This is a genomic window from Rhodanobacter sp. OK091, assembly GCF_900142825.1.
In the GTDB taxonomy this organism is placed as follows: domain Bacteria; phylum Pseudomonadota; class Gammaproteobacteria; order Xanthomonadales; family Rhodanobacteraceae; genus Rhodanobacter.
Genome location: NZ_FRCH01000001.1, coordinates 813,303 through 833,131, shown reverse-complemented (window position 1 = coordinate 833,131; position 19,829 = coordinate 813,303). Strand labels below are relative to the sequence as shown.

The window sequence follows — 19,829 nt, the reverse complement described above, 5'->3', positions numbered from 1 at the left end:
GCCGCTCAACGAACAGGAGTCAGCGCCCATGGGCGACTCGGTCGAACCCATACTAATCACTGCGCCTGAGCTGCGGCCGGTGCTGGAGGAGTTGCGCCGCCACGAACCGATCTTCCACCGCCCCGAATTCGGCAATACCCGCGCCGACTTCGAACGGATGGCCGCCGCCGACTTCTGGGAAATCGGCGCCTCCGGCCGCCGCTACAGCCGCGCTCACGTCCTCGACGTCCTGGAACGCCGCGCCCCCGACCCCGCCGAACACACCTGGAAAACCCATGACTTCCACTGCCGTGAACTCGGGCCGGATACGTATCTGCTCACGTACACCTTGGAGCAGGGCGAGCTGGTGAGTCGACGCAGTACAGTCTGGCGGCGCGCAGGCGACGAATGGCAGATCGTGTTTCATCAGGGAACATTGGTAACGCCGCTCCGGAACCGTTCCTGAGTCCGAATGCTTCGGCCCAACGGCCCGAGCGCCACCTTCCATGTCGGCATTCCGGCGGGCCTACGGCCGCTCCCCGACCGCCTTCAGGCAGTCTGCCCGGCGTTCCTGAAAACCGCTAAAGATTTCGACAGCGGGTGAAAACCCGGCGTGGTCTCCTGGGTTTGCCCGAAACGCGGGCTACCAGCGGAGTTTGTGCCATGACCGAAAAAACCTGTGCAGCCTGTGACTGTGCTCTCGACACGAATGCCATCAAGGTGAAGATCGGCGACAGCGTGGTCGAGGTTTGTTGCGATGAATGCGCGACGAAACTTCGCGAAGTCAGTGCGGGCAACAAGCCTTGAGCGGGGCAAAATCTTCGGAAGCCGGGTTGGCGTCAGCGCGGTGCCGCCAGCCGATAGCTGGCGGCACCGTTGCTCAACTCCCGAAGACGACCATCCAGCGCAGGCGGTTTTTAGGATGGGCTGCTGGAGCGGCCGCCGCGGGGGCTGCATTTTCCCTGCTGCCACCCATGGCGTTTGCTGCGAAGCCTCCGGTTCGAAGGGCAGAACGGCTGGATGCCGCCGCATTCAACGCCGTCCGAAAATTCGTGCCGACCCGCTTCGGCCGCATCGCTCTGGTGGAGCGCGGTACCGGCAAAGCGGCCTTGTTCCTGCACGGATTTCCGCTGAACGGCTTTCAGTGGCGCGGCGCATTGGAGCGGTTGTCGGCATACCGTCGCTGCATTGCACCGGACTTTCTCGGGCTGGGCTACACCGAAGTCCGCGAGGGCCAAAGTGTCGCACCGACGGACCAGGTCGACATGCTTTCGACGCTGCTCGATACGTTGTCCATCGACGACGTCGATCTGGTCGCGAACGACAGCGGCGGAGCCGTCGCCCAACTGTTTCTGGCGCGCCATCCGCGGCGGGTGCGCAGCCTGCTGTTGAGCAACTGCGATACCGAGATGGATTGCCCGCCATCGGCGATGAAACCAGTGATCGCCATGGCGCACGATGGCCAGTTCGTGAAGCAGTGGCTGGCGCCGTGGCTTGCCGACGGACAGCTCGCACGGTCGCCCCAGGGGCTGGGCGGAATGACGTTCACGAATCCTGAAAACCTCACGGATGAAGCGATCGAGATGTATCTGGGTCCGCTGGTGCGCGACCCCGCACATACGCATGCCTATGCGTTGGCGCTGGAGAACAACGTGCTCGCGGGCATCGCGCCGGCGCTCAGGCGCAGCAGGATTCCCGTGCGCATCGCTTGGGGTGCAGGGGACACGATCTTCTCGCCGGAGGACGCTTCTTATCTGGCCCGAACACTGGGGAACTCGCGCGGCGTGCATTACGTGCCGAAGGCGAAGTTGTTCTTCCCCGAAGAATTCCCCGACCTCATCGCTGCGGAAGCGCGCCGATTGTGGGGCGTGGCAGATGACGGCGCCGGAGCAATCGCATGACCCCGAGATCGGCTATGGGGGCAGGCGTCATGGCCCGGGCGAACTGTTCGACGTCCGCGACTCGCTCGCTTCACCGTCTCCCGATCGTCGTCGACATCTCATGAGCGACCGCCGCCGGAAACGATGCCTGAGCCGGTAGTGTCGTAACGGTTCCCTCAGTCGAGCGGCGCTCCGAAGCGATGGATGCGCGGCAGATAGTGATGTTGAGGATCCAATGAAGCGACGACGTAGCGCGAGCGCCCCACGATTTCATCGCGCGCGAAGAAGCCGAAATAGCGCGAGTCCATGCTGTTGTCGCGATCGTCACCCAGCAGCAAGTACTGGCCTGTCGGTACTTTTACCGGCCCGAAGTTGCTGGCCGGACTTGGCCAGTTCACGGACAGGCGTATCGCGTGACGGATGTCGCCGTAATGTTCGATCCGGTAGCGGGCCGGATTCAGCAGATCGTCGTGGATGCCGCTGTAGCTGCCGAGGGTGTAACTGGCGGCACGGCCGTTGATGAAGACCACGTTGCCGCGCATCGCTATCAGGTCGCCGGGCAGGCCGATCACCCGTTTCACCAGCCGCTCGTGCGCCGTGCGGGAGTCCAGTACGACGATGTCGCCGCGTTGCGGATCGGCCAGATGCAGCAGTGAGATGTGGGTCAGCGGCAGGCGTACGTCGTAGGCCAGTTTGTCAACCAGGATGCGGTCGCCGATCTTGATGGTGGGCTGCATCGAGCCAGTCGGCACCACGTTCCAGTCGGCCACCGCGCTGCGGAACACGATCATGCACAACATGAAGGTGATGAAGCCCTTGTTGCGGGCCAGAAATTTCGCAATGGTGCGCATGGAATCACCCCTCTCGCGCCGCCAGGGCGTGTCAGTCATGGCGTGACGCTGTGACCTGTCATGGAATGACCGTGCGTGCGGTGCGAAGTTTCATCGGCACGACAGGGCCATCCTGCGCAACTGCTCCGCCGTTTCCGCATCGGCCGGCACGAAGGCTTCCAGCGCCAGTTCGGCGAGGGTGATGTCGACCGGACTGCCAAACACGGTCGTGGTGCTGAGCATGGAAAGCACGACGCCATCGACTTCCAACTGCATCGGTACAGCGATGGCAGCGGGCGTGGCGACTTCGGCGCCGGCATCGAGTGATGGAGCGGGTAGTACCTGCAATTCGCGCAACAGGACAATCAGCTGTGGATCGTGGCTGGCATCGATCTGCTGGCGCAGGCGGTGCAGCAGATGGGCACGCCATTGCGGCAGGTTGCGGATGCGCGGAGCGAGGCCGGCGGGATGCAGGCTCAGACGCAATACGTTCACCGGCGGCTGCAGCAGTTCGGGAGACACGCCGGCCAGCAGGCGCAGCGTGGCCTGATTGCTGGCGACGAGTTGCCAGTGGCGATCGACCGCCAGCGCGGGATACGGTTCCAGCCCTTGCAGTAGCAGGTCGATGGTGGCCCGCGCGGTGGCGAGTGCGGGATCGGCCAGCGGGCGCTCCTTGAACGCCGGTGCGAAGCCCGCGGCGACCAGTACGGCATTGCGCTCACGCAGCGGCACATCGAGATACTCGGTCAGGCGCAGGATCATGTCGCGGCTCGGTTGCGAGCGGCCGGACTCGACGAAGCTGAGGTGCCGCGTGGAGATCTCCGCGCCGCTGGCGAGGTCGAGTTGGCTCAGGCGGCGATGGCGCCGCCATTCGCGCAGCAGGTCGCCGACGGGGCGTATGGTGTCGCTGGGCAGGGCGTTCATGGCGTGATGATGCCAGTGCGCGCCCGTGCCGTGGCGGGCGACCGCGGTCATGCGGTCGCTTGTCGGCGCGAGGTTTCCGCACGCACGCCGATCGGCGTCTCACGCATGAGGGCGAACATGTCGGCGACGAGCCGCTCGAAGTGCGTGTGATACAGGCCGTGCGGCGCGCCGGCGTATTCGAGGTAGCGACTGCGCGGAACCAGCGTCGCGAGGGCGCGGCCTTGTAGCACCGGCTCGCTGACGTCGCGATCGCCGTGCACGACGAGCAGCGGCACGTCGATGGCACGCAGCTCGTCGCGTTGATCCACATACCTGGCACGGAAGCACTCGAGCAGGGCGTGCAGCGAGGCGTCGAGCACTATGTCGATGGTGTGGCGAATGGTTTCCGGCGAGGTGCCGGTTTCGGCAGGCAGGAAGAAACCGTCGGCGCTGTCGGCCAGCCATTTCGGCAGATCGCGCCGCATGTCGGCCATCACCAGTTCGGCGGTGGCACTGTCCATGCTGCAGGTGTCGCGGCTGCCGTCGAGATAGCTCGCCGCCACCGGAGCCAGATACACCACGCGGGCGATACGGCCGCTGCCGTGGCGGGTGAGGTAGCGCGTGCATTCGCCGGTGGCCATCGAGTGGGCGACCAGGGTGACCTCGCGCAGGTCCAGCCGGTCGAGCAGTTCGGCCAGGTCGTCGGCGAGGCGGTCATAGTGGTAGCCCTGGCCGGGATCGTCGGAACGACCGTGGCCGCGGCGATCCATCGCGATGCAGCGGCAACCCAGCGCGTTGAAGTATTCCATGTGCGGTCCCCAGGCGCGCGAGTCCAGCGCCCACGAACTGACGAACACGATAGGCTGGCCGTTGCCCCAGTCACGATAGAAAAGGCGGGTGTGGTCGCTGGTGTCGAAATGGCTCATAACGAAAATCCTCTTGGGAAGATGGAGTTGGCGGCGGTGCGTGACCCTCGATGAGGTTCAAGCGGCGACCGGTACCTTGTCGAGGAAGCCGTGCACCTGGCGGATGCGGCCTGCATCCAGCACGGCGACGTCGAAGCCGATCACCAGCGGTTCGTCCGCGCCGGGCTTGGCCAGATGCCAGTGGAAGCGCGCGATGTCGTGGTGTGCATCCACTTCGCCGGCGAGGGTGAATACGTGGCCGGGGAACATGCCCTGCACCGCGACGATGGTGGCGTCGATCGCTTCCCAGCCGCGCGCGTCGATCATTGGATCGACATAGGCGGCGTGTTCGGCGTAGACGTCTTCGATCAGTGCGCGGCGGCGCAGCGGATCGGTTTCGTTCCAGCCCTGCAGATAGCGTTCGACGAGTTGGCGGGTGGCGGTCATGGCATGTGCTCCGTTTGCGTTGGTGTGGGCACAGCTTGCGGCCAGTTCGACGGCCTGGCGATTACGTCGCAGGTAATGGGATGCGTGCCGCATGGACAGGCGATGGCCGCCGGGTTGCCCGCGTTTCGCCCGCGATTGCCCGCTGGGGCGCCGCTCGCGTTGCTGTAGTGGACGCTCCGAATGACAAGGAGTGCGGGACATGGTCAAGTGGACACAGACGGTGACGGCCAAGGTGCTGGGCATCGGCGTGCTGGCGTTGCTGATGACGATACCGTTGATGCAGGTGAGCGGGCTGGTGAACGAGCGCCAGCAACTGCGCGAGACCGCGGTTGCGCAGATCGCGCAGGGCTGGGGCGGTCAGCAGGTAGTGGGCGGTCCGGTGCTGACGGTGCCGACGCTGACTCAGCTGATGGCGGTGGATAACCGGCCGCCGCAAACGCTCGCCGGCAGCGAGAGCATGCTGGCGGACGAGTTGAAGATGGATGTGGCGCTGGCCGTGCAGACGCGCAGTTACGGTATTTACAGCGCGCCGGTATTCGTCTCCACGGTGAAGATGCATGGACAATTCCGGGCGCAGGATTTGGCCCAGTTCCACCGCGCCAGCAACGCGCAGTGGCAGGGCAGCAAGGCCGAGCTGCGTTTGCCGATCGGCGATCTGCGCGGCCTGCAGGAGGTGAGCGAGTTGCGCATCAACGGCCAGCCGGCGCGCTTCGATTCGTCGGCCGAGCGTCTCGGTCCGTGGCCGAACGTGGTGGTGCCGATCGATCTGGATGCGCTGGCCGATCAGCCGATCGATGTCGAGATCACGCTCAAGCTGGCCGGCACCGAGTCGCTGCAGCTGTTGCCGCTGGCGCGCAGCACCGACGTGACGATGCGTGCGCCGTGGCGCGATCCGAGCTTCGTCGGCGCGGCGTTGCCGCAGGAGCGTCAGCTTGATGCCAGGGGTTTCAGCGCACACTGGCACATGCTCGATCTCAACCGCAGCTATGGCCAGCACTGGACCAATGCCGGCGATGGCCTGGACACGGCGCTGCAGGCCTCCACGTTCGGCGTGCAGCTGTACCAGCCGGTCGACGTGTACCAGCGCAATGTGCGCGCGGGCAAGTACGGCTTGCTGTTCATCACGATGACATTCGTGGCGTTCTTCCTGTTCGAGGTGCTCAAGCGGCTACGTGTGCACCCCGTGCAATACCTGCTGGTCGGCGCGGCGCTGGCCACGTTCTACGTGGTGCTGCTGGCGCTGTCCGAACAGATCGGTTTCGGTCTCGCGTATGCGCTGGCTGCGGTCGCGGTGGTCTTCATCGTTGGCGGCTACGCGATGGCGGTATTGCGCGCGCGCCGCGCCGGTTTGTTGCTAGGTGGCGTGCTGGGGCTGATCTACGCAATGCTGTACGGACTGATCGCGGCCGAGCAGTACGCGCTGCTGATCGGTGCATTGGTGCTGCTGGTGATGGTGGCTTTGATGATGTATCTGACCCGCCGCATCGACTGGTATGCATACGTCCCGACGACAGTGGGGCCGGCCTCGACCGAACCGCCGGTGCCGCCAGACGCTATCCCACCCGCTATCATGGAGCGATCATGAATCTGCTCGCGATCGAAACCGCCACCGAAGCCTGCTCCGTCGCCCTGATCCACGGCGATGAATTGATCGCGCGCAGCGAGATCGCTCCACGCCGGCATACTGAGCTGGTACTGCCGATGGCCGATGCATTGCTGGCCGAAGCCGGCATCGGCCGCCATGCGCTGGATGCGATCGCGGTGGGCCGCGGCCCTGGCGCATTCACCGGCGTGCGCCTCGGCGTGTCGCTGGCGCAGGGCATGGCGCTGGCGCTGGACCTGCCGGTGATCACCATTTCCTCGCTGGCCGCACTGGCGCTGGAGGCGCCGGAAGAAGAAGGCACCGCGATCCTCGCCGTGATCGACGCGCGCATGGGCGAGATCTACGCCGCCTGCTACCGCCGCGACGACCATGGCGGATTGATCGCGCTGGATGACGAACGCATCTGCACCGCCGAGTCGCTGCTGTTGCCGGAGGCCGATGCATGGCAGGTGGTGGGCAGCGGCTGGGCCACCTATGCGAGCGTGTTGAGCCAGCGCCTCACTGGCACGCTGCACTCGGCCGATGGCATGCGTTATCCGCAGGCCGCCCACGTCGCCGAACTGGCGCTGCGCGAATTCAAGGCCGGTCACCTGCAGGCGCCGGAGCTGGCGCTGCCGGTGTATCTGCGTGACAAGGTGGCGCTGACGCTGGTGGAGCAGGGGAAGGCGTGAGCTGGCGGTCACCGCAGGACATCATCAGTGATCTGGAGCAGGATCGGTCGCTACGCGAACCGGACCGACTGCGTGAGCGCAGCGAGGTGCTCGACCGTCTGGAGAACTGGCGCCTCTGTGGTATTCCCAGTCATCTGGAACCGACCGTGGAAGTGGGGCTGCGCGATCGCATCGAGGCGTTGTGCGTCGAGCTCGAATCCATCGATGGCCAGCTCTACCAGAGCATTCGTCTCGACATCCAACACGGTGGGGGCGCGCGCCGATTGCTTGAGTGGGCGCACGCGGCCGGTGCGGATCACGATGAAGGCGACCGGAGCGAGGGCGACAGCTATGACTACCTGGATGCGTTGATCAGCGGCGTCCTGCAGATCGACGAGCCCGCGATTCCGCTCGCCGGGCTGGCCGCGGAGATGGTGTTTTACCAACCCACGCCGGCACGACATATCTTCGATATGGTCGCGCGCACCGCGCTCGATGAGCGTGACGTGCTGATCGACCTCGGCTCCGGTCTGGGACAGGTACCCATGCTTGCCGCGATCTGTACCGGCGCACGCTGCATCGGTATCGAATGGGAGGCGGCTCATGTCGAGTGCGCGCGGCGCTGTGCGCACTCGCTGAATCTCGACCGGGTGACGTTCGTGCAGGGCGATGTGCGGGAGGCCGATCTATCAGCCGGCACGGTGTTCTATCTCTACACGCCGTTCGAGGGCACGATGCTGCGCGACGTGCTGGACATGTTGCGGGCGGAGGCGGCCACACGCGAGATACGCATCTGCACGCTCGGACCTTGCACTGCCACCATCGCACAGGAGCGCTGGTTGCGGGCCGTCGGTTCGTGGGAGATTCATCGGCCCGCCGTGTTTCGCAACGCTTGAATGCGCGAGGTGGCGACGGTCAATCCGCCCACGTCGCCGAGCTGGGGCTGGTGGAGCAGGGCAGCGCCTGATGAGCGGTTGCGAGTGTAGGAGACCCGCAGCATGCGATATGCTGTCGCCAGTCCTGACCATAGGAAATCGCCATGCTTCGCACGATGCTCATCCTGTTTGTATTCGGCGCCTGCGTGAGCGCGCCGTTGCTGGCCTCTGCACAGAACGGGCTAGGCAATATCGTCGATAGCGTTGAAAGGCTGGACAAGAATTTCGACGCTGCTGACAGGAGCCACGATGGCCTGCTCAGCAAGCAAGAGGCCGAAGCCGGACATGTCGCGTTCATCGCCAAGAATTTTGACGTCATCGACACGTCCAAACGTGGCCTGGTGTCGAAGGACGACGTGCACGCCTATATCCGGCGCTTGCTGATGCAGGGCCAGCCGGCGCCCGCTACATCGGTCAGAGGTAAGTGATGTGAGGCGTGAGAAACGAGTCGGGCAATCCACTCTTTTCTCACTCCTCCCCACTCACTTCTAGATCTAGAGCTGCCCGATCACCAGCTGCACCAGCAGGCTGCTGACCGCCACCGCGACCCACACACCCAGGCCCAGCAGGATGGGCCGCGGACCGCTGGCAGCCATCTTGCGCAGGTTGGCGGACAGACCGATCGCGGTGAGCGCCACGATGATCAGGAACTCCGCCAACGTGTGGATGGCCGGCTGGATCGCTACCGGGATGAGGCCGGCAGTGCGGATGGCGGATGCGACCAGGAACCACAGGATGAACCAGGGAAAGATGCTGGCTAGGCTGAAATGGCCCACGCTGCCCGCTTGTGCATGCTTGCGCTTTTCGCGAGCTGCGACGGCGAAGGCCAGCACCAGGCAGACCGGGATGATCAGAGTCGCGCGGGTCAGCTTGACGATAGTGGCGTAGTCGCCGGCGGTCTTGCTGAAGCTGTAGCCGGCGGCAACCACCGACGAGGTATCGTTGATCGCGGTGCCAGCCCACAGGCCGAAGCCCAGGTCGGACAAGTGCATCAGATGGCCGAGCAGCGGGAACAGCAGCACGGCGACCAGGTTGAACAGGAAGATGGTGGAGATCGCGAACGCGGTGTCGTGGTCGTCTGGGCGGATGATCGGGGTCACCGCGGCGATCGCCGAGCCGCCGCAGATCGCGGTACCGACGCCGATCAGGATCTTCAGCTTGTCGTGCACGCCCAGCCAGCGTCCCAGCAGCCACGCGGCGACGAAGGCCACGGTCATCGTCACCAAGGTTACCGACAATGATTCGAGGCCGGTCTTCGCGACTTGATCGAGGCTGAGCCCGAAGCCCAGCGCGATGATCGACCATTGCAACACCTTCTTGCCGGCGAACGCGATGCCAGGCGTGTAGCGCTCGCCCGGCGAAAGCAGATTGCGCACCACGATGCCCAGCACGATGCCGATCACCGGGCCGCCGATCAGCGGCAGCCAGTGTCCCAGCAGCAAGGCCAGCAGTCCGATCGCCACGGCCAGCAGCAGACCGGGCACGCGCATACGCATGGTGGGGTGGATAAGGGTGGCGATGGACGACGCGGTCATGCATGGACTCCGGCAATGCGCCATTGTCCACTTGCGTCACTATCAGGAAAATTTGGAATATATGATGGAATGTATAAGATAAGCTGATGATCAACATCAGCCCCCGCCAATTGGATGTGTTCGTGCAGATCGCGCTGCACGGCAGCGTGCGTGCCGCCGCCGAGCGGCTGCACTTGACCCAGCCGGCCGCCAGCATGGCTCTTGCGGAAATGGAACGGCAGCTGGATGCGCCGGTGTTCGCGCGCGAACGCGGTCGTTTACGCCTGAATGCGCGCGGTCGCGAACTGCTGCCGCTGGCGCAGGAGTTGCTGGAGCGGCATGCCGAATTCGGCCGGCGCGGCAGCGAAGACGGTGCGGCGTTGAGCGGCGAACTGCGCATCGGCGCGAGCAACACGGTCGGCAATTACCGCGTCGGCGAGCTGCTCGGCGCATTCGTGCGCGCACACCCGCAGGTGGCGATCCGCCTGCGCGTGGCGAATACCGAGGCGATCGCTGCCGGGATGCTCGATCACAGCCTGGACATCGGTTGCGTCGAAGGGCCGGTGACGCATCCGTTGCTGGAAGTACGGCCGTGGCGCGATGACTTGCTGGTGGTCTGCGCGCCGCCGGAGCATCCGCTGGCGCGCAAGCGCAGCCTGAAACCCGCCGATTTCGCCGGCGCGCGCTGGGTGTTGCGCGAGCCCGGCTCGGCTACGCGGGCGACCAGCGAGCGCGTGCTGGCGCAGCTGCCGCCCGGCGAGACCGTGCTTGAACTCGACCAGATCGAGGCGATCAAGCAGGCGGTGGTGGCCGGCCTCGGCATCGCCTGCCTGCCGGAGGTGGCAGTCACCGACGCGTTGGCGACGGGACGGTTGAAAGCCTTGAAAACGCCGTTTCTCGACCTGCAGCGCAAGCTTTCGCTGCTGCTGCATCGACAGAAATACCGCGGCGCGTTGCTGGACGCATTTCTGAAAGGCACCGATCTCGACGGTATCCATCCCGACAGCCGCCAACGCTGAGACGGCCGCCACTGGGTCGTGCTCAGCCCATGATGGGGGACACTGCCGCTGGCACCTGTGCCTCCACGATGCGCGTCAACAACGCTTCGGCCTGTTCGTGGGTATGCGCGCGCAGCATCTGCGTGGCGTGCCGACGCAGATCGGCGTGGTCCAGCGTGGCAAGGCGGTCGCGCACAGTCAGGATCTGGCTCGGATGCATGCTGAATTCGCACAGGCCCAGCATCAGCAGCAAGGCGGTGAAGTTCGCGTCGCCGGCGATCTCGCCGCAGAGGCTGACCGGCTTCTTCGCGCGGCGACCGGCGCTGATCACATGCGACAGCAACCGCAGCAGCGCCGGTTGCAACGGGTTGTAGATGTTTTCCAGGGCGTCGTTGCCGCGATCGGCGGCGAGCACGTACTGGGCCAGGTCATTGGTCCCGATGGCCAGGAAGTCGGAATACTCGAGCAGCGCGCGCACGTTGATCGCCGCCGCCGGCACCTCGATCATCGCGCCCAGCGGCAGCTTTTCAGGCAGGTCGATGTTCTCGCGTTTCAGGTCCTGCCGTGCCAGCTTGAACAGCGTGCGCACCGCAATGAGCTCATCCGGCTGGGTCACCATCGGCACCAGCACGCGTACCGGGCCGTAGCAGGCGGCGCGCAGGATCGCGCGGATCTGGGTGGTGAACACCGCCGGGTAACGCAGCGACAGGCGCACGCCGCGTACGCCAAGTGCCGGATTGTCCTCTCCGCGCAGCGACAGTCCGGCGGCATCGGCCTTGTCGGCGCCCAGATCCAGCGTGCGGATGGTGACGGGCAGGCCGCCCATGCCCATCACCAGGTCGCGATAAGCGACGAACTGCTCGTCTTCCGACGGCAACCCCTTGTGCTTGAGAAACAGGAATTCGGTACGGTAGAGGCCGACGCCATCTGCACCGCGCGCGCGCGCCATCGCTACGTCGGCTGCTGTCTCGGCATTCGCCAGCAGGCCGATCTCGATGCCGTCGCGAGTGCGCGTGGGCGCATTCGCCAGCTTGGCCAGGCGACGCCCTTCGATCGCCGCCTCGCGTTGCCAGGCCCGATAGCGCGACAGGTCTTGCGCGGCCGGATGCACGATCGCTTCGCCGCGCTCGGCATCGAGCAGGATCAGGTCGTCGTCGTGGATGTTCGACAAGGCATCGCGGGTGCCGACCAGCATCGGCAGGCCGAGGCTGCGCGCCAGGATCGCACTGTGCGAATACGCGCTGCCGGAACTGGCGACCACGCCGAGCAGGCCGCTGCCGGCCAGATGCGCCATGTCAGCCGGTGCGATGCTGTCGGCGATCAGTATCTCGCCGACGCGCGCGGCCAGCTTGCGCTCCTGCGGACTGGTCTGCCGTTGCAGCGCGGAGATCACCCGGTTGATCACCTGCTCGACGTCCTCTTTGCGGCTGCGCAGGTAGGGGTCGTCCATTGCCTCGAACACCGCTGACAGGCGGTCGCGCTGCTTCTTCAACGCAGCGCCGGGGCGGTAGTGGCCGATCCGCACCAGGTCGTCCAGCCCGCGCAGCAGTTCAGCGTCGTCCAGCAGCAGGCTGTGCGCGTCAATGAATTCGTTGACCTCGCGCGCCAGTGCGCCGTGCAGCTTGCCGCGCAGTTCGCGCAACTCCTGCCGCGCGGTATCCAGTGCGCGATGCAGCAGGAGCAACTCGCTCTCGATCTCTTCCTCGGCCAACGGACGCGTGTCGACGATATAACGACTCGGCTGCACCAGCCGGGCACGGCCAAGTGCCATGCCGTGGGCAGCAATCGTGCCGTGGAGCAGGTGCCTCATGCGCGCTGCTCCGGCCACAGACGGACACGGGTGCCCGGCGAAACGCCGGCTGCCGCTGTTGTCAGTCTGATGAACACGTCACCCATTCATGCTCCTTCGTCGAACTTGCGTTCGAACAATGCAGTCACCGCGGTCATCGCGGCTTCCTCGTCCGGGCCCTCGACGCGGACGGTCACCGGGCTGCCGAGACCGGCGGCCAGCATCATGACGCCCATGATGCTTTGTGCGTTGACTTCGCGACCCTTGCTGACCAGCCACACGGTGGATTTGAAACCCTGCACCAGCTGCACCAGTTTGGCCGAGGCGCGGGCATGCAGCCCCAGCCGGTTGGAAATGACAATGTCTTGCTCAAGCATAATGAGGGATGCCTTGATCTATTCCGTCATTATCTGTCAATCGATAGGGGGGCTGTGTGGAATGGATCAGAACATCCTTCACGTCAGGCATGATCGATGAAGATTCCTCCGCGGCCACCGCTGGCCGCGATCTCGGCCAGTTCGTCCAGTGGTTTTTCCGCATAGTTGAGTACGCGCAGCAGCATCGGCAGGTTGAGGCCGGAGACGCAGCGCAGGTGCACGCCGAGCGCGCTGAGTGACAGCCCGATATTGCACGGCGTGGCGCCGTACAGGTCGGCAAGGATCAGCACGCCATCGCCCTCGTCGAGTTCGCGCGCGTGGTGTGCGGTGAGCGTGCGCATCACGTCCGGGTCGGACTCCGGTGGGACTTCCACCGCCGCCACCCGCAACGGCAGTTTCGGCATTACGTGATGCGCGGCGGAGATCAGCGCCTTGCCGACCGCCTCATGGGTCATCAGCAGCACGCCCACGCTCATGTGCGGCGGCCGATAGTGGTTGCGAGAGCCATGTTCATCATTCGAGCTCTCGATGGAAGGTGAGCACGCCTTCGTGGCGATCGCGATAGTGCGCGGCGAGCTTCTCGACCAGATAGACCGAACGATGCCGGCCACCGGTGCAGCCGATCGAGATCGTCACGTAGCTGCGGTCGTCCTGTTCGAAGCGCGGCAACCACGCGTCCAGCCAGCGCGCGGTGTCCGTGAAGTATTCGCCGACGAGAGGTTCCGCGTCGAGGAACTCGCGTACCGCCGCATCCTTGCCCGACAGCGGACGCAAGTGCGGATGCCAGTGCGGGTTCGGCAGGCAGCGCGCGTCGAATACGAAGTCTGCGTCCAGCGGCAGCCCGCGCTTGAACGCAAACGACTGGAACATCAGGGTCAGCCCCTCGGTAGCCTGCGCGTAGCCGGTGGCGACCAGCCGGCGCAGCTGGTGCACGTTGAGCTCGCTGGAATCGATCACCTTCTCGGCAATCGCCATCAGCGGTCGCAGCAGCCTGCGTTCGGCGACGATGGCATCGGCCAGCGACAGCCCGCGGGTAGCCAGTGGATGGCGCCGGCGAGTTTCCGAATAGCGCTTGATCAGCACCTCGTCGCGGCAATCCAGAAAAATCAGATGCACCTGCACGCCGGCGGAGGCCAGTCCCGACAGCACGGCTGGCATGTGCGTGAAATCCGCGCCACGGTTGCGTACGTCCACGCCAACCGCGATGCGTCGATGCGTGCTGCTGCCTTCGATCACCGCGTTCACCAACTGCGGCAGCAGGGCCGAGGGCAGGTTGTCGACGCAGTAGAACTCCAGGTCTTCCAGTGCGCGCAGCGCCACCGTCTTGCCGCCGCCGGACATGCCGGTGAGCACGATCAGGTGGATTTCGTGCGGATCGACCTGCGTATCGAAAGAGGTGTGTTTGTTGCTCATGCGTTCACCATGGAGGCAGCCGGCGCAACTGATGCGCCTGCCGGTCAATGAAGGTCTGCGCCGGATCGATGCCCTTGCTCTTGAGGGCGTGACTGCGCACCGCGGCCTCGACCAGGACCGCCAGGTTGCGCCCGGAAGCCACCGGGATGGTGATCATCGGCATCATCACGTCGAAGATCTCGCGGTGGCCGATGTCGCCGGTGAGCCGGGTCAGCGCGTCGGTTTCCTCGCCGTCGCGCAGCGGCTTCAAGTGGATCACCAGGCGCAGGTATTTGGATGTCTTGACCGACATGTGGCCGAACATCTCGCGCACGTTGAGCACGCCCAGCCCGCGCACTTCGAGCAGATCCTGCAGCAGTTCGGGACAGCTGCCGTCGATCACGTCCGGCGCGATCAGGGTGAATTCGGTAGCGTCGTCGGCGACCAGCCGGTGGCCGCGGCTGATCAGTTCCAGCGCCAGTTCGCTCTTGCCGGAGCCGGCTTCGCCGGTGATCAGCACGCCGATCGAGAACACTTCCAGGAACACGCCGTGCAAGGTGATCTTCGCCGCGAGCATGCGTGCCAGATGATATTGCAGATAAGTCAGCAACTCATGGCCGCGCTTGGGACTGATCCACAGCGGCACATTGGTTTCCTCGGCGACCTCGCGCAAGTCGGCGGGCACCGATTGATCCTTGGTCACGATCAACGCCAGCGGCTGGTGGGCGGCGACCTTGTGCATCACCTCCCAGCGCTGGCGCGAATCCAGCCCGTCGAGGAAGTTCAGCTCCTCGGTGCCGATGATCTGGATCTTGTTCGGGTAGATGACGTTGAGGTAGCCGATCAGCGACGGTCGGCGCGACTGCGCGGCACCGGGTTCGATCACCCGTGATTCCCCGCGCATGCCGGATACCCATCGCAGCGCCATGCGCTCGTGGACGCCATCGTAGAGTTGTCGCGCGCTGATCCGATCCAAACGGAGATCCTTTGCACCGCTGGGTGGGCTTTTGCGGTGGCACGGCCATTGTGCCAGCTTGGACGGACACGCGTGTTCAGAGACGAAAACGGCCCACCTGGATCGGGTGGGCCGTGGGACGGAGTCAGCCGGAAATCAGCCCTAATCAGCCGTACTGGCGCGCCTCGCGCGCTTCCTGCTGATGTTTGTCGCTGACCTTTTCGCGGTGCTTGCGCAACTGGTTGACCAGTTTGTCGAACAGCACGTCGATGGAGACATACATGTCGGCCTCGGTGGCTTCGGCATGCAAGGTGGCGCCACTCACGCCCAGCGTACCCTCGGCGCATTGCTGTAGCTTGTCGACCGACAGCACGATAGCAAGGCTGATCAGTTTGTCATCGAGGCGGGTGAGGCGGTCGAGCTTGGCGGTGGCGTGGTCGCGCAGGGCCGGGGTGACTTCGATCTGCTGGCCGCTGAGTTGGAATTGCATGGGGCGCCTCCTCTGGTGCAGTGCCGCTTTTCGCGGCGGGTGGACGTACCGCAGCCGGCATGGCGGCGGTACATCGTCAATCGGTCTGTACTGCTATGGGAACGTTTTTTTCATGACCAAGTTCCCGTGAGTGTCCTTTCGCAGGTCAGCTGGCGCGCTGACGTTCGCTGGAGGTGGGAATGCGCAATCCCTCGCGGTACTTGGCAACGGTACGACGGGCCACCTGGATACCTTTGCGCTGCAGCTCCTCGGCAATCGCCTGGTCGGACAGTGGCTTGCGCGCATCCTCGGCGTCGATCAGTTTGCGCAGCATGGCCTGGATCGCGGTGGCCGAGGCGCTGCCGCCGTCCTCGGTGGAGACGCCGCTGGAAAAGAAATACTTCAGTTCGAACGTACCACGCGGAGTGTGAAGGTACTTGCGGGTAGTGACGCGCGAGATGGTGGACTCGTGCATGCCCACTTCCTCGGCAACTTCGCGCAACACCAGGGGGTGCATCGCTTCGGGGCCGTAGTCGAGGAATGCGCTCTGCCGCCGCACGATCGCGTCGGCGACCTTGAGCAGGGTTTCGGCGCGCGATTCCAGGCTCTTGATCAGCCAGCGCGCCTCCTGCAGCTGGCCGCGCATCCAGCTGGCATCCTCGCCGCGCGCCCGGGCGATCAGGCCGCAGTAATGCTGATTCAAACCCAGCCTCGGCTGCGCGTCCGGATTCAGGCTCACCCGCCAGCGGCTGCCGTCGCGCACCGCGTAGACGTCCGGTGCGACGTATTCCACCGGGGTGGCATCGAGGGCCGCACCGGGGCGCGGATCGAGACTGCGGATCAGCACGGCCGCCGCCGCCACATCATCCTCGCTGGCGCGCAAGCGCCGCGCGAGCCGGGCAATGTCGTTGCGTGCGAGCAGCTCCAGCTCGGTGTCGACCATGCGCAGCGCCAGGTCGCGTTGCGGCGTGTCCGGGTCGAACTGCTCCAGTTGCACGCGCAGGCAGTCGCGCAGGTCGATGCTGCCCACGCCGGCAGGGTCGAAGCCCTGCAACTTGCGCCGCACGGCATCGACTTCGTCGAGAGTGGCGTTGAGATGGGCCGGCAGTGCGGCGAGTACGGCTTCCAGTCCTTCGACCAGATAACCGGCGGGATTCAGCGCGTCGATCAGTACGGTGGCGATCAGGTGCTGGCGCGGATTGAACGAGGCCAGATTGAGCTGCCACAGCAGATGCTGCTGCAGGGTTTCCGGTGCGGCGTTCTGCGGTTCGAAGTCTTCGTCGTTGCGCGAGCTGGAGCCGCTGCTGACGCTGCTGCTGGAGAAGTCGATCGGCGCTTCGGCGACACCGCCGCCGTCGGCCCAGTCGCTGGCGTCGTCGCCGTCGCGCTCGCTGGCGCTGGTGGCGGCGACACTCTCCGCACTCGGGTATTCGCTTTCGGCTTCGGCATTGTCGACTGTTTCGTCGTCTTCGACTTCCTCGGCGAATTCCAGCAGCGGATTGCTTTCGGCGATCTGGCGCAGCTCCGCTTCCAGCTCCAGCTGCGACAGCTGCAACAGACGAATCGCCTGCTGCAGTTGAGGCGTCAGGGTCAGTTGCTGATGGAGGCGAAACTGCAGTGCGGGTTTCATGCCAGCCGGGTCGAAGGAGCTCTCGGCCATCCTAACGCTTGCCCGCAGGTGCGGCCATAGTCCAATAGTGAATCTAGAGGCCTCTCAGAGGCGGAATTCACGCCCCAGGTAGACTTCACGTACCTTCTCGTCGGCAAGGATATGCGCCGGAGTGCCGCGCGATAGCACTTCGCCATCATTGAGAATGTAAGCGCGGTCACAAATACCGAGCGTCTCGCGCACGTTGTGGTCGGTGATCAGCACGCCTATCCCGCGTTCCTTCAGATGCCGCACGATGCGCTGGATCTCGCCGACCGAGATCGGGTCGACCCCGGCAAACGGCTCATCCAGCAGCATATAGCGGGGCTGTGCGGCCAGCGCGCGGGCAATTTCCACCCGGCGCCGTTCGCCGCCGGACAGGCTGACGCCTTTCTGGCCCGCGATATGGGCGATCTTCAACTCGTCGAGCAGGCTTTCCAGTTCGGTGCTGCGTTGCTGAGTGCTTAGGCCGTCGCGCAGTTCCAGCACGGCCATGATGTTGTCGGCCACGCTGAGCCGGCGGAACACCGATGCTTCCTGCGGCAGGTAGCCGATGCCGAGCTTGGCACGCGAATGCATCGGCATGCCGGTGATGTCCTGCTTGTCCAGCTTGATGGTGCCGGCGTCGGCCTCGATCAGGCCGACCACCATGTAGAAACAAGTGGTTTTGCCGGCGCCATTGGGGCCGAGCAGGCCGACGACTTCACCCTCGCGTATCGAGAAGCCGAAATCCCGTACGACCTGGCGCGCCTTGAAACTTTTCTGCAGACCTTCGGCGGAGAGCATCGGTCAGTGCTGCCCCTGCGGCGGGTGGCTGCTCTGGCTCGGCGCCGGCGCCTTGGGTGGCGCCGCTCCGGGCTTGGGGGTGGGCAGGAATGTCATTTGCACGAGGCCGTCGCCGTTGCTTTCGCCGGTCATCTGGCTGGTCTGGGTGTTGTAGGTGAGCTGGTCGCCTTTCGCGCTGCCGCGGCCTTTCTGGCTGACCGTTGCGTTGCCGGTAAGCACCGCGACCTGCTTGACGTTGTCGTAGTCGAGGGTGGCGGCGTTGCCCTGCATCAGGTTGCCGTTGTCGTCGAGCTGCTCGATATGCGCCTGATTGCCGGTGATGACCACCCGCGTGACGCTGTTGTCCGCATCCAGATAGACGGTGGCGAGGGCGCCGGTCGCCTTCAGCGTACCCTGGGTGAGCAGCACGTTGCCTTTGTAATGGATGATGCCGTTGGCCTGCTGGGTGGCATCGAACGACTTGGCCGTGATGTTGGCCGGCTGCTGGCGATCGTCCTGGCGGGCAAGCGCGGGCTGCAGCGTTGCCAGTCCCAGGCCCAGAAGCGCGAGCTTAACGACGCGGCTTGGCTGGCATGAACGTGCTGTGGACATCATCGAGCAACTCCAGGTGCTTGTTGTTGAGGTTGGCGCGCATGCCGACCCCGCTGATTGTAGAGGCTCCCTGAACTATCTGCGCCGGTGCGGCGGTCTCCAGACGGTTTTCCTTGGGCCACGCCGTGACGTCGGAGGTATGCATGTCGGCCGCCGGCGTGGTGCCGAAGGCCGGCCGGTGCATGAATACTGGGCCTTGCAGCTTGAGCAGGCTGCCACCTTTGTTGACCCAGCCATAGAGCGATTCGCCCTGCCAGTCCGGTACGCCGGCCTGCTTGGCGGGCAGTTGGAAAGTCGGTGAGTTGAGATAAAGCGAGTCATCGCCCTCGCGGCGTTCCAGGTGCGGCGCCTGCAGGCGGAAACTGGGCTCCCCATCGAGGTTGTATTCGATCACCTTGGCGTTGGTCAGCGTGTAGCCCGAGCGCGGCGGACCGACGAAGTCGTTGGTTCGCGCGGTCGGTCCCAGCCACCAGAGCAGCAACTGGCTCACGCCCGCGGCCAGCGCGATGACGAGGGTCGCGGCCGGCAGTCGCCGGTCGCGCAGCCACAGGCGGAAGCTCACTGCCAGCGCTCCCGCTCGGCATCGTCCTTGCCCTGCGCGTGCAGGATCAGATCGCACACTTCGCGCGCGGCACCCATGCCGCCGCCCTTGGCGGTCTGCCAGTGCGCCGCCTCGGCCACCCACGGATGTGCGTTCGCCACCGCTACCGCCAGTCCGACGATGTGCATCGGCGGCAGGTCGGGCAGGTCGTCGCCGACGAAGGCGGCCTGTTCGGCGGTGAGATGCAGCGCGTCGAGCAGTTCCCGCAGGCAGGCACGCTTGTCGCCCTGGCCCTGGTAGACGTGGGCGATGTCCAGCTCTTCGGCGCGCAGCGCCACCGGATGGCTGATCCGCGCGGTGATCAGCGCGACCTGGACGCCGTTCGCCTGCAATCGCTTCAGGCCTAGCCCGTCATGCACGTGGAACACCTTGGTTTCGCCGCCGTCCTCGCCGTACCACAGGCGGCCGTCGGTCAAGGTGCCGTCCACGTCGAACACCGCGAGCCGGATCTTGGCGGCACGGGCGAGGAGGTCAGGAGCGGTATCGGCGGGATAGCTTATGGGCACGGGCTTGGGCTTTGGTGATGCGGAAGGCGTGGAAAAGCAGGCTTGCCTGATTTTCCGATTTGCCCAGGCAA

General features: G+C 65.1%; 24 protein-coding genes. 8 read left to right on the top strand and 16 right to left on the bottom strand.

Features of this window, described 5'->3' with window-relative positions; all coding sequences use genetic code 11:
- Positions 1-28 precede the first annotated feature (28 nt).
- From BUA26_RS04080 to BUA26_RS04075, 3 genes are all read left to right on the top strand, one after another.
- The gene (locus tag BUA26_RS04080; RefSeq protein WP_072758115.1) at positions 29-445 is read left to right on the top strand and encodes a nuclear transport factor 2 family protein; all 417 of its coding nucleotides are present in this window, start codon (positions 29-31) and stop codon (positions 443-445) included.
- 197 nt (positions 446-642) lie between these two features.
- Positions 643-786, top strand: a complete 144-nt coding sequence (locus tag BUA26_RS20385; protein ID WP_178368528.1) for a hypothetical protein — start codon at positions 643-645, stop codon at positions 784-786.
- Positions 741-1,880, top strand: coding sequence for an alpha/beta fold hydrolase (locus BUA26_RS04075; RefSeq protein ID WP_255368152.1), 1,140 nt, complete (start codon positions 741-743; stop codon positions 1,878-1,880). Before BUA26_RS20385 ends, BUA26_RS04075 begins: the two co-directional genes overlap by 46 nt.
- 155 nt (positions 1,881-2,035) lie before the next feature.
- Here BUA26_RS04075 and lepB read toward each other — a convergent pair whose 3' ends face one another.
- The 4 genes from lepB to BUA26_RS04055 form a co-directional block, all read right to left on the bottom strand.
- Positions 2,036-2,710 (bottom strand): signal peptidase I, encoded by a 675-nt coding sequence (gene lepB, locus BUA26_RS04070; RefSeq protein ID WP_072758113.1) that lies wholly within the window; start codon positions 2,708-2,710, stop codon positions 2,036-2,038.
- Between the two features lie 90 nt (positions 2,711-2,800).
- Complete coding sequence (locus tag BUA26_RS04065) at positions 2,801-3,664, bottom strand: helix-turn-helix domain-containing protein (protein ID WP_255368151.1); 864 nt, start codon at positions 3,662-3,664, stop codon at positions 2,801-2,803.
- Positions 3,661-4,518, bottom strand: a complete 858-nt coding sequence (locus tag BUA26_RS04060) for an alpha/beta fold hydrolase (protein WP_072758109.1) — start codon at positions 4,516-4,518, stop codon at positions 3,661-3,663. Before BUA26_RS04060 ends, BUA26_RS04065 begins: the two co-directional genes overlap by 4 nt.
- A gap of 57 nt (positions 4,519-4,575) precedes the next feature.
- A complete protein-coding gene (locus BUA26_RS04055) occupies positions 4,576-4,944 on the bottom strand; it encodes a nuclear transport factor 2 family protein (RefSeq protein ID WP_072758107.1) in 369 nt (122 codons plus the stop codon).
- Positions 4,945-5,143: 199 nt separating this feature from the next.
- Here BUA26_RS04055 and creD point away from each other — a divergent pair, with 199 nt between their 5' ends.
- From creD to BUA26_RS04035, 4 genes are all read left to right on the top strand, one after another.
- Positions 5,144-6,529, top strand: a complete 1,386-nt coding sequence (gene creD / locus BUA26_RS04050) for a cell envelope integrity protein CreD (RefSeq protein WP_072758105.1) — start codon at positions 5,144-5,146, stop codon at positions 6,527-6,529.
- Positions 6,526-7,218, top strand: coding sequence for a tRNA (adenosine(37)-N6)-threonylcarbamoyltransferase complex dimerization subunit type 1 TsaB (gene tsaB / locus BUA26_RS04045; protein ID WP_072758104.1), 693 nt, complete (start codon positions 6,526-6,528; stop codon positions 7,216-7,218). Before creD ends, tsaB begins: the two co-directional genes overlap by 4 nt.
- A complete protein-coding gene (locus BUA26_RS04040; protein WP_072758102.1) occupies positions 7,215-8,093 on the top strand; it encodes a methyltransferase domain-containing protein in 879 nt (292 codons plus the stop codon). The genes tsaB and BUA26_RS04040 overlap by 4 nt, the downstream gene beginning before the upstream one ends.
- A 143-nt stretch (positions 8,094-8,236) precedes the next feature.
- Entirely contained in the window at positions 8,237-8,560 is a 324-nt protein-coding gene (locus BUA26_RS04035; RefSeq protein ID WP_072758100.1) for an EF-hand domain-containing protein, read from the top strand.
- Positions 8,561-8,626: 66 nt separating this feature from the next.
- Here BUA26_RS04035 and BUA26_RS04030 read toward each other — a convergent pair whose 3' ends face one another.
- Entirely contained in the window at positions 8,627-9,667 is a 1,041-nt protein-coding gene (locus tag BUA26_RS04030; protein ID WP_072758098.1) for a YeiH family protein, read from the bottom strand.
- 86 nt (positions 9,668-9,753) lie between these two features.
- Between BUA26_RS04030 and BUA26_RS04025 the strand changes: the two genes are divergently transcribed.
- A complete protein-coding gene (locus BUA26_RS04025; RefSeq protein WP_072758096.1) occupies positions 9,754-10,665 on the top strand; it encodes a LysR family transcriptional regulator in 912 nt (303 codons plus the stop codon).
- Between the two features lie 22 nt (positions 10,666-10,687).
- Here BUA26_RS04025 and ptsP read toward each other — a convergent pair whose 3' ends face one another.
- The 11 genes from ptsP to BUA26_RS03970 form a co-directional block, all read right to left on the bottom strand.
- A complete protein-coding gene (gene ptsP / locus BUA26_RS04020; RefSeq protein WP_072758094.1) occupies positions 10,688-12,454 on the bottom strand; it encodes a phosphoenolpyruvate--protein phosphotransferase in 1,767 nt (588 codons plus the stop codon).
- 86 nt (positions 12,455-12,540) lie between these two features.
- Complete coding sequence (locus tag BUA26_RS04015; protein WP_072758092.1) at positions 12,541-12,810, bottom strand: HPr family phosphocarrier protein; 270 nt, start codon at positions 12,808-12,810, stop codon at positions 12,541-12,543.
- 83 nt (positions 12,811-12,893) lie between these two features.
- Entirely contained in the window at positions 12,894-13,286 is a 393-nt protein-coding gene (locus BUA26_RS04010; RefSeq protein WP_072758090.1) for a PTS sugar transporter subunit IIA, read from the bottom strand.
- Between the two features lie 37 nt (positions 13,287-13,323).
- Positions 13,324-14,223: an RNase adapter RapZ gene (gene rapZ, locus BUA26_RS04005; RefSeq protein WP_072758088.1), complete on the bottom strand. Its 900-nt coding sequence runs from the start codon at positions 14,221-14,223 to the stop codon at positions 13,324-13,326.
- A gap of 4 nt (positions 14,224-14,227) precedes the next feature.
- The gene (gene hprK / locus BUA26_RS04000) at positions 14,228-15,178 is read right to left on the bottom strand and encodes an HPr(Ser) kinase/phosphatase (RefSeq protein ID WP_072758086.1); all 951 of its coding nucleotides are present in this window, start codon (positions 15,176-15,178) and stop codon (positions 14,228-14,230) included.
- A 145-nt stretch (positions 15,179-15,323) separates the two neighbouring features.
- A complete protein-coding gene (gene raiA, locus BUA26_RS03995) occupies positions 15,324-15,647 on the bottom strand; it encodes a ribosome hibernation-promoting factor, HPF/YfiA family (RefSeq protein WP_072758084.1) in 324 nt (107 codons plus the stop codon).
- 145 nt (positions 15,648-15,792) lie between these two features.
- Positions 15,793-17,256 (bottom strand): RNA polymerase factor sigma-54, encoded by a 1,464-nt coding sequence (locus BUA26_RS03990; RefSeq protein ID WP_072760007.1) that lies wholly within the window; start codon positions 17,254-17,256, stop codon positions 15,793-15,795.
- A gap of 84 nt (positions 17,257-17,340) precedes the next feature.
- Entirely contained in the window at positions 17,341-18,060 is a 720-nt protein-coding gene (lptB, locus tag BUA26_RS03985) for an LPS export ABC transporter ATP-binding protein (RefSeq protein WP_072758082.1), read from the bottom strand.
- 3 nt (positions 18,061-18,063) lie between these two features.
- Complete coding sequence (gene lptA / locus BUA26_RS03980) at positions 18,064-18,654, bottom strand: lipopolysaccharide transport periplasmic protein LptA (RefSeq protein WP_072758079.1); 591 nt, start codon at positions 18,652-18,654, stop codon at positions 18,064-18,066.
- Entirely contained in the window at positions 18,611-19,213 is a 603-nt protein-coding gene (gene lptC / locus BUA26_RS03975; protein ID WP_072758077.1) for an LPS export ABC transporter periplasmic protein LptC, read from the bottom strand. Before lptC ends, lptA begins: the two co-directional genes overlap by 44 nt.
- Entirely contained in the window at positions 19,210-19,758 is a 549-nt protein-coding gene (locus BUA26_RS03970) for a KdsC family phosphatase (protein WP_072758075.1), read from the bottom strand. The genes lptC and BUA26_RS03970 overlap by 4 nt, the downstream gene beginning before the upstream one ends.
- Between the last annotated feature and the right edge of the window lie 71 nt (positions 19,759-19,829).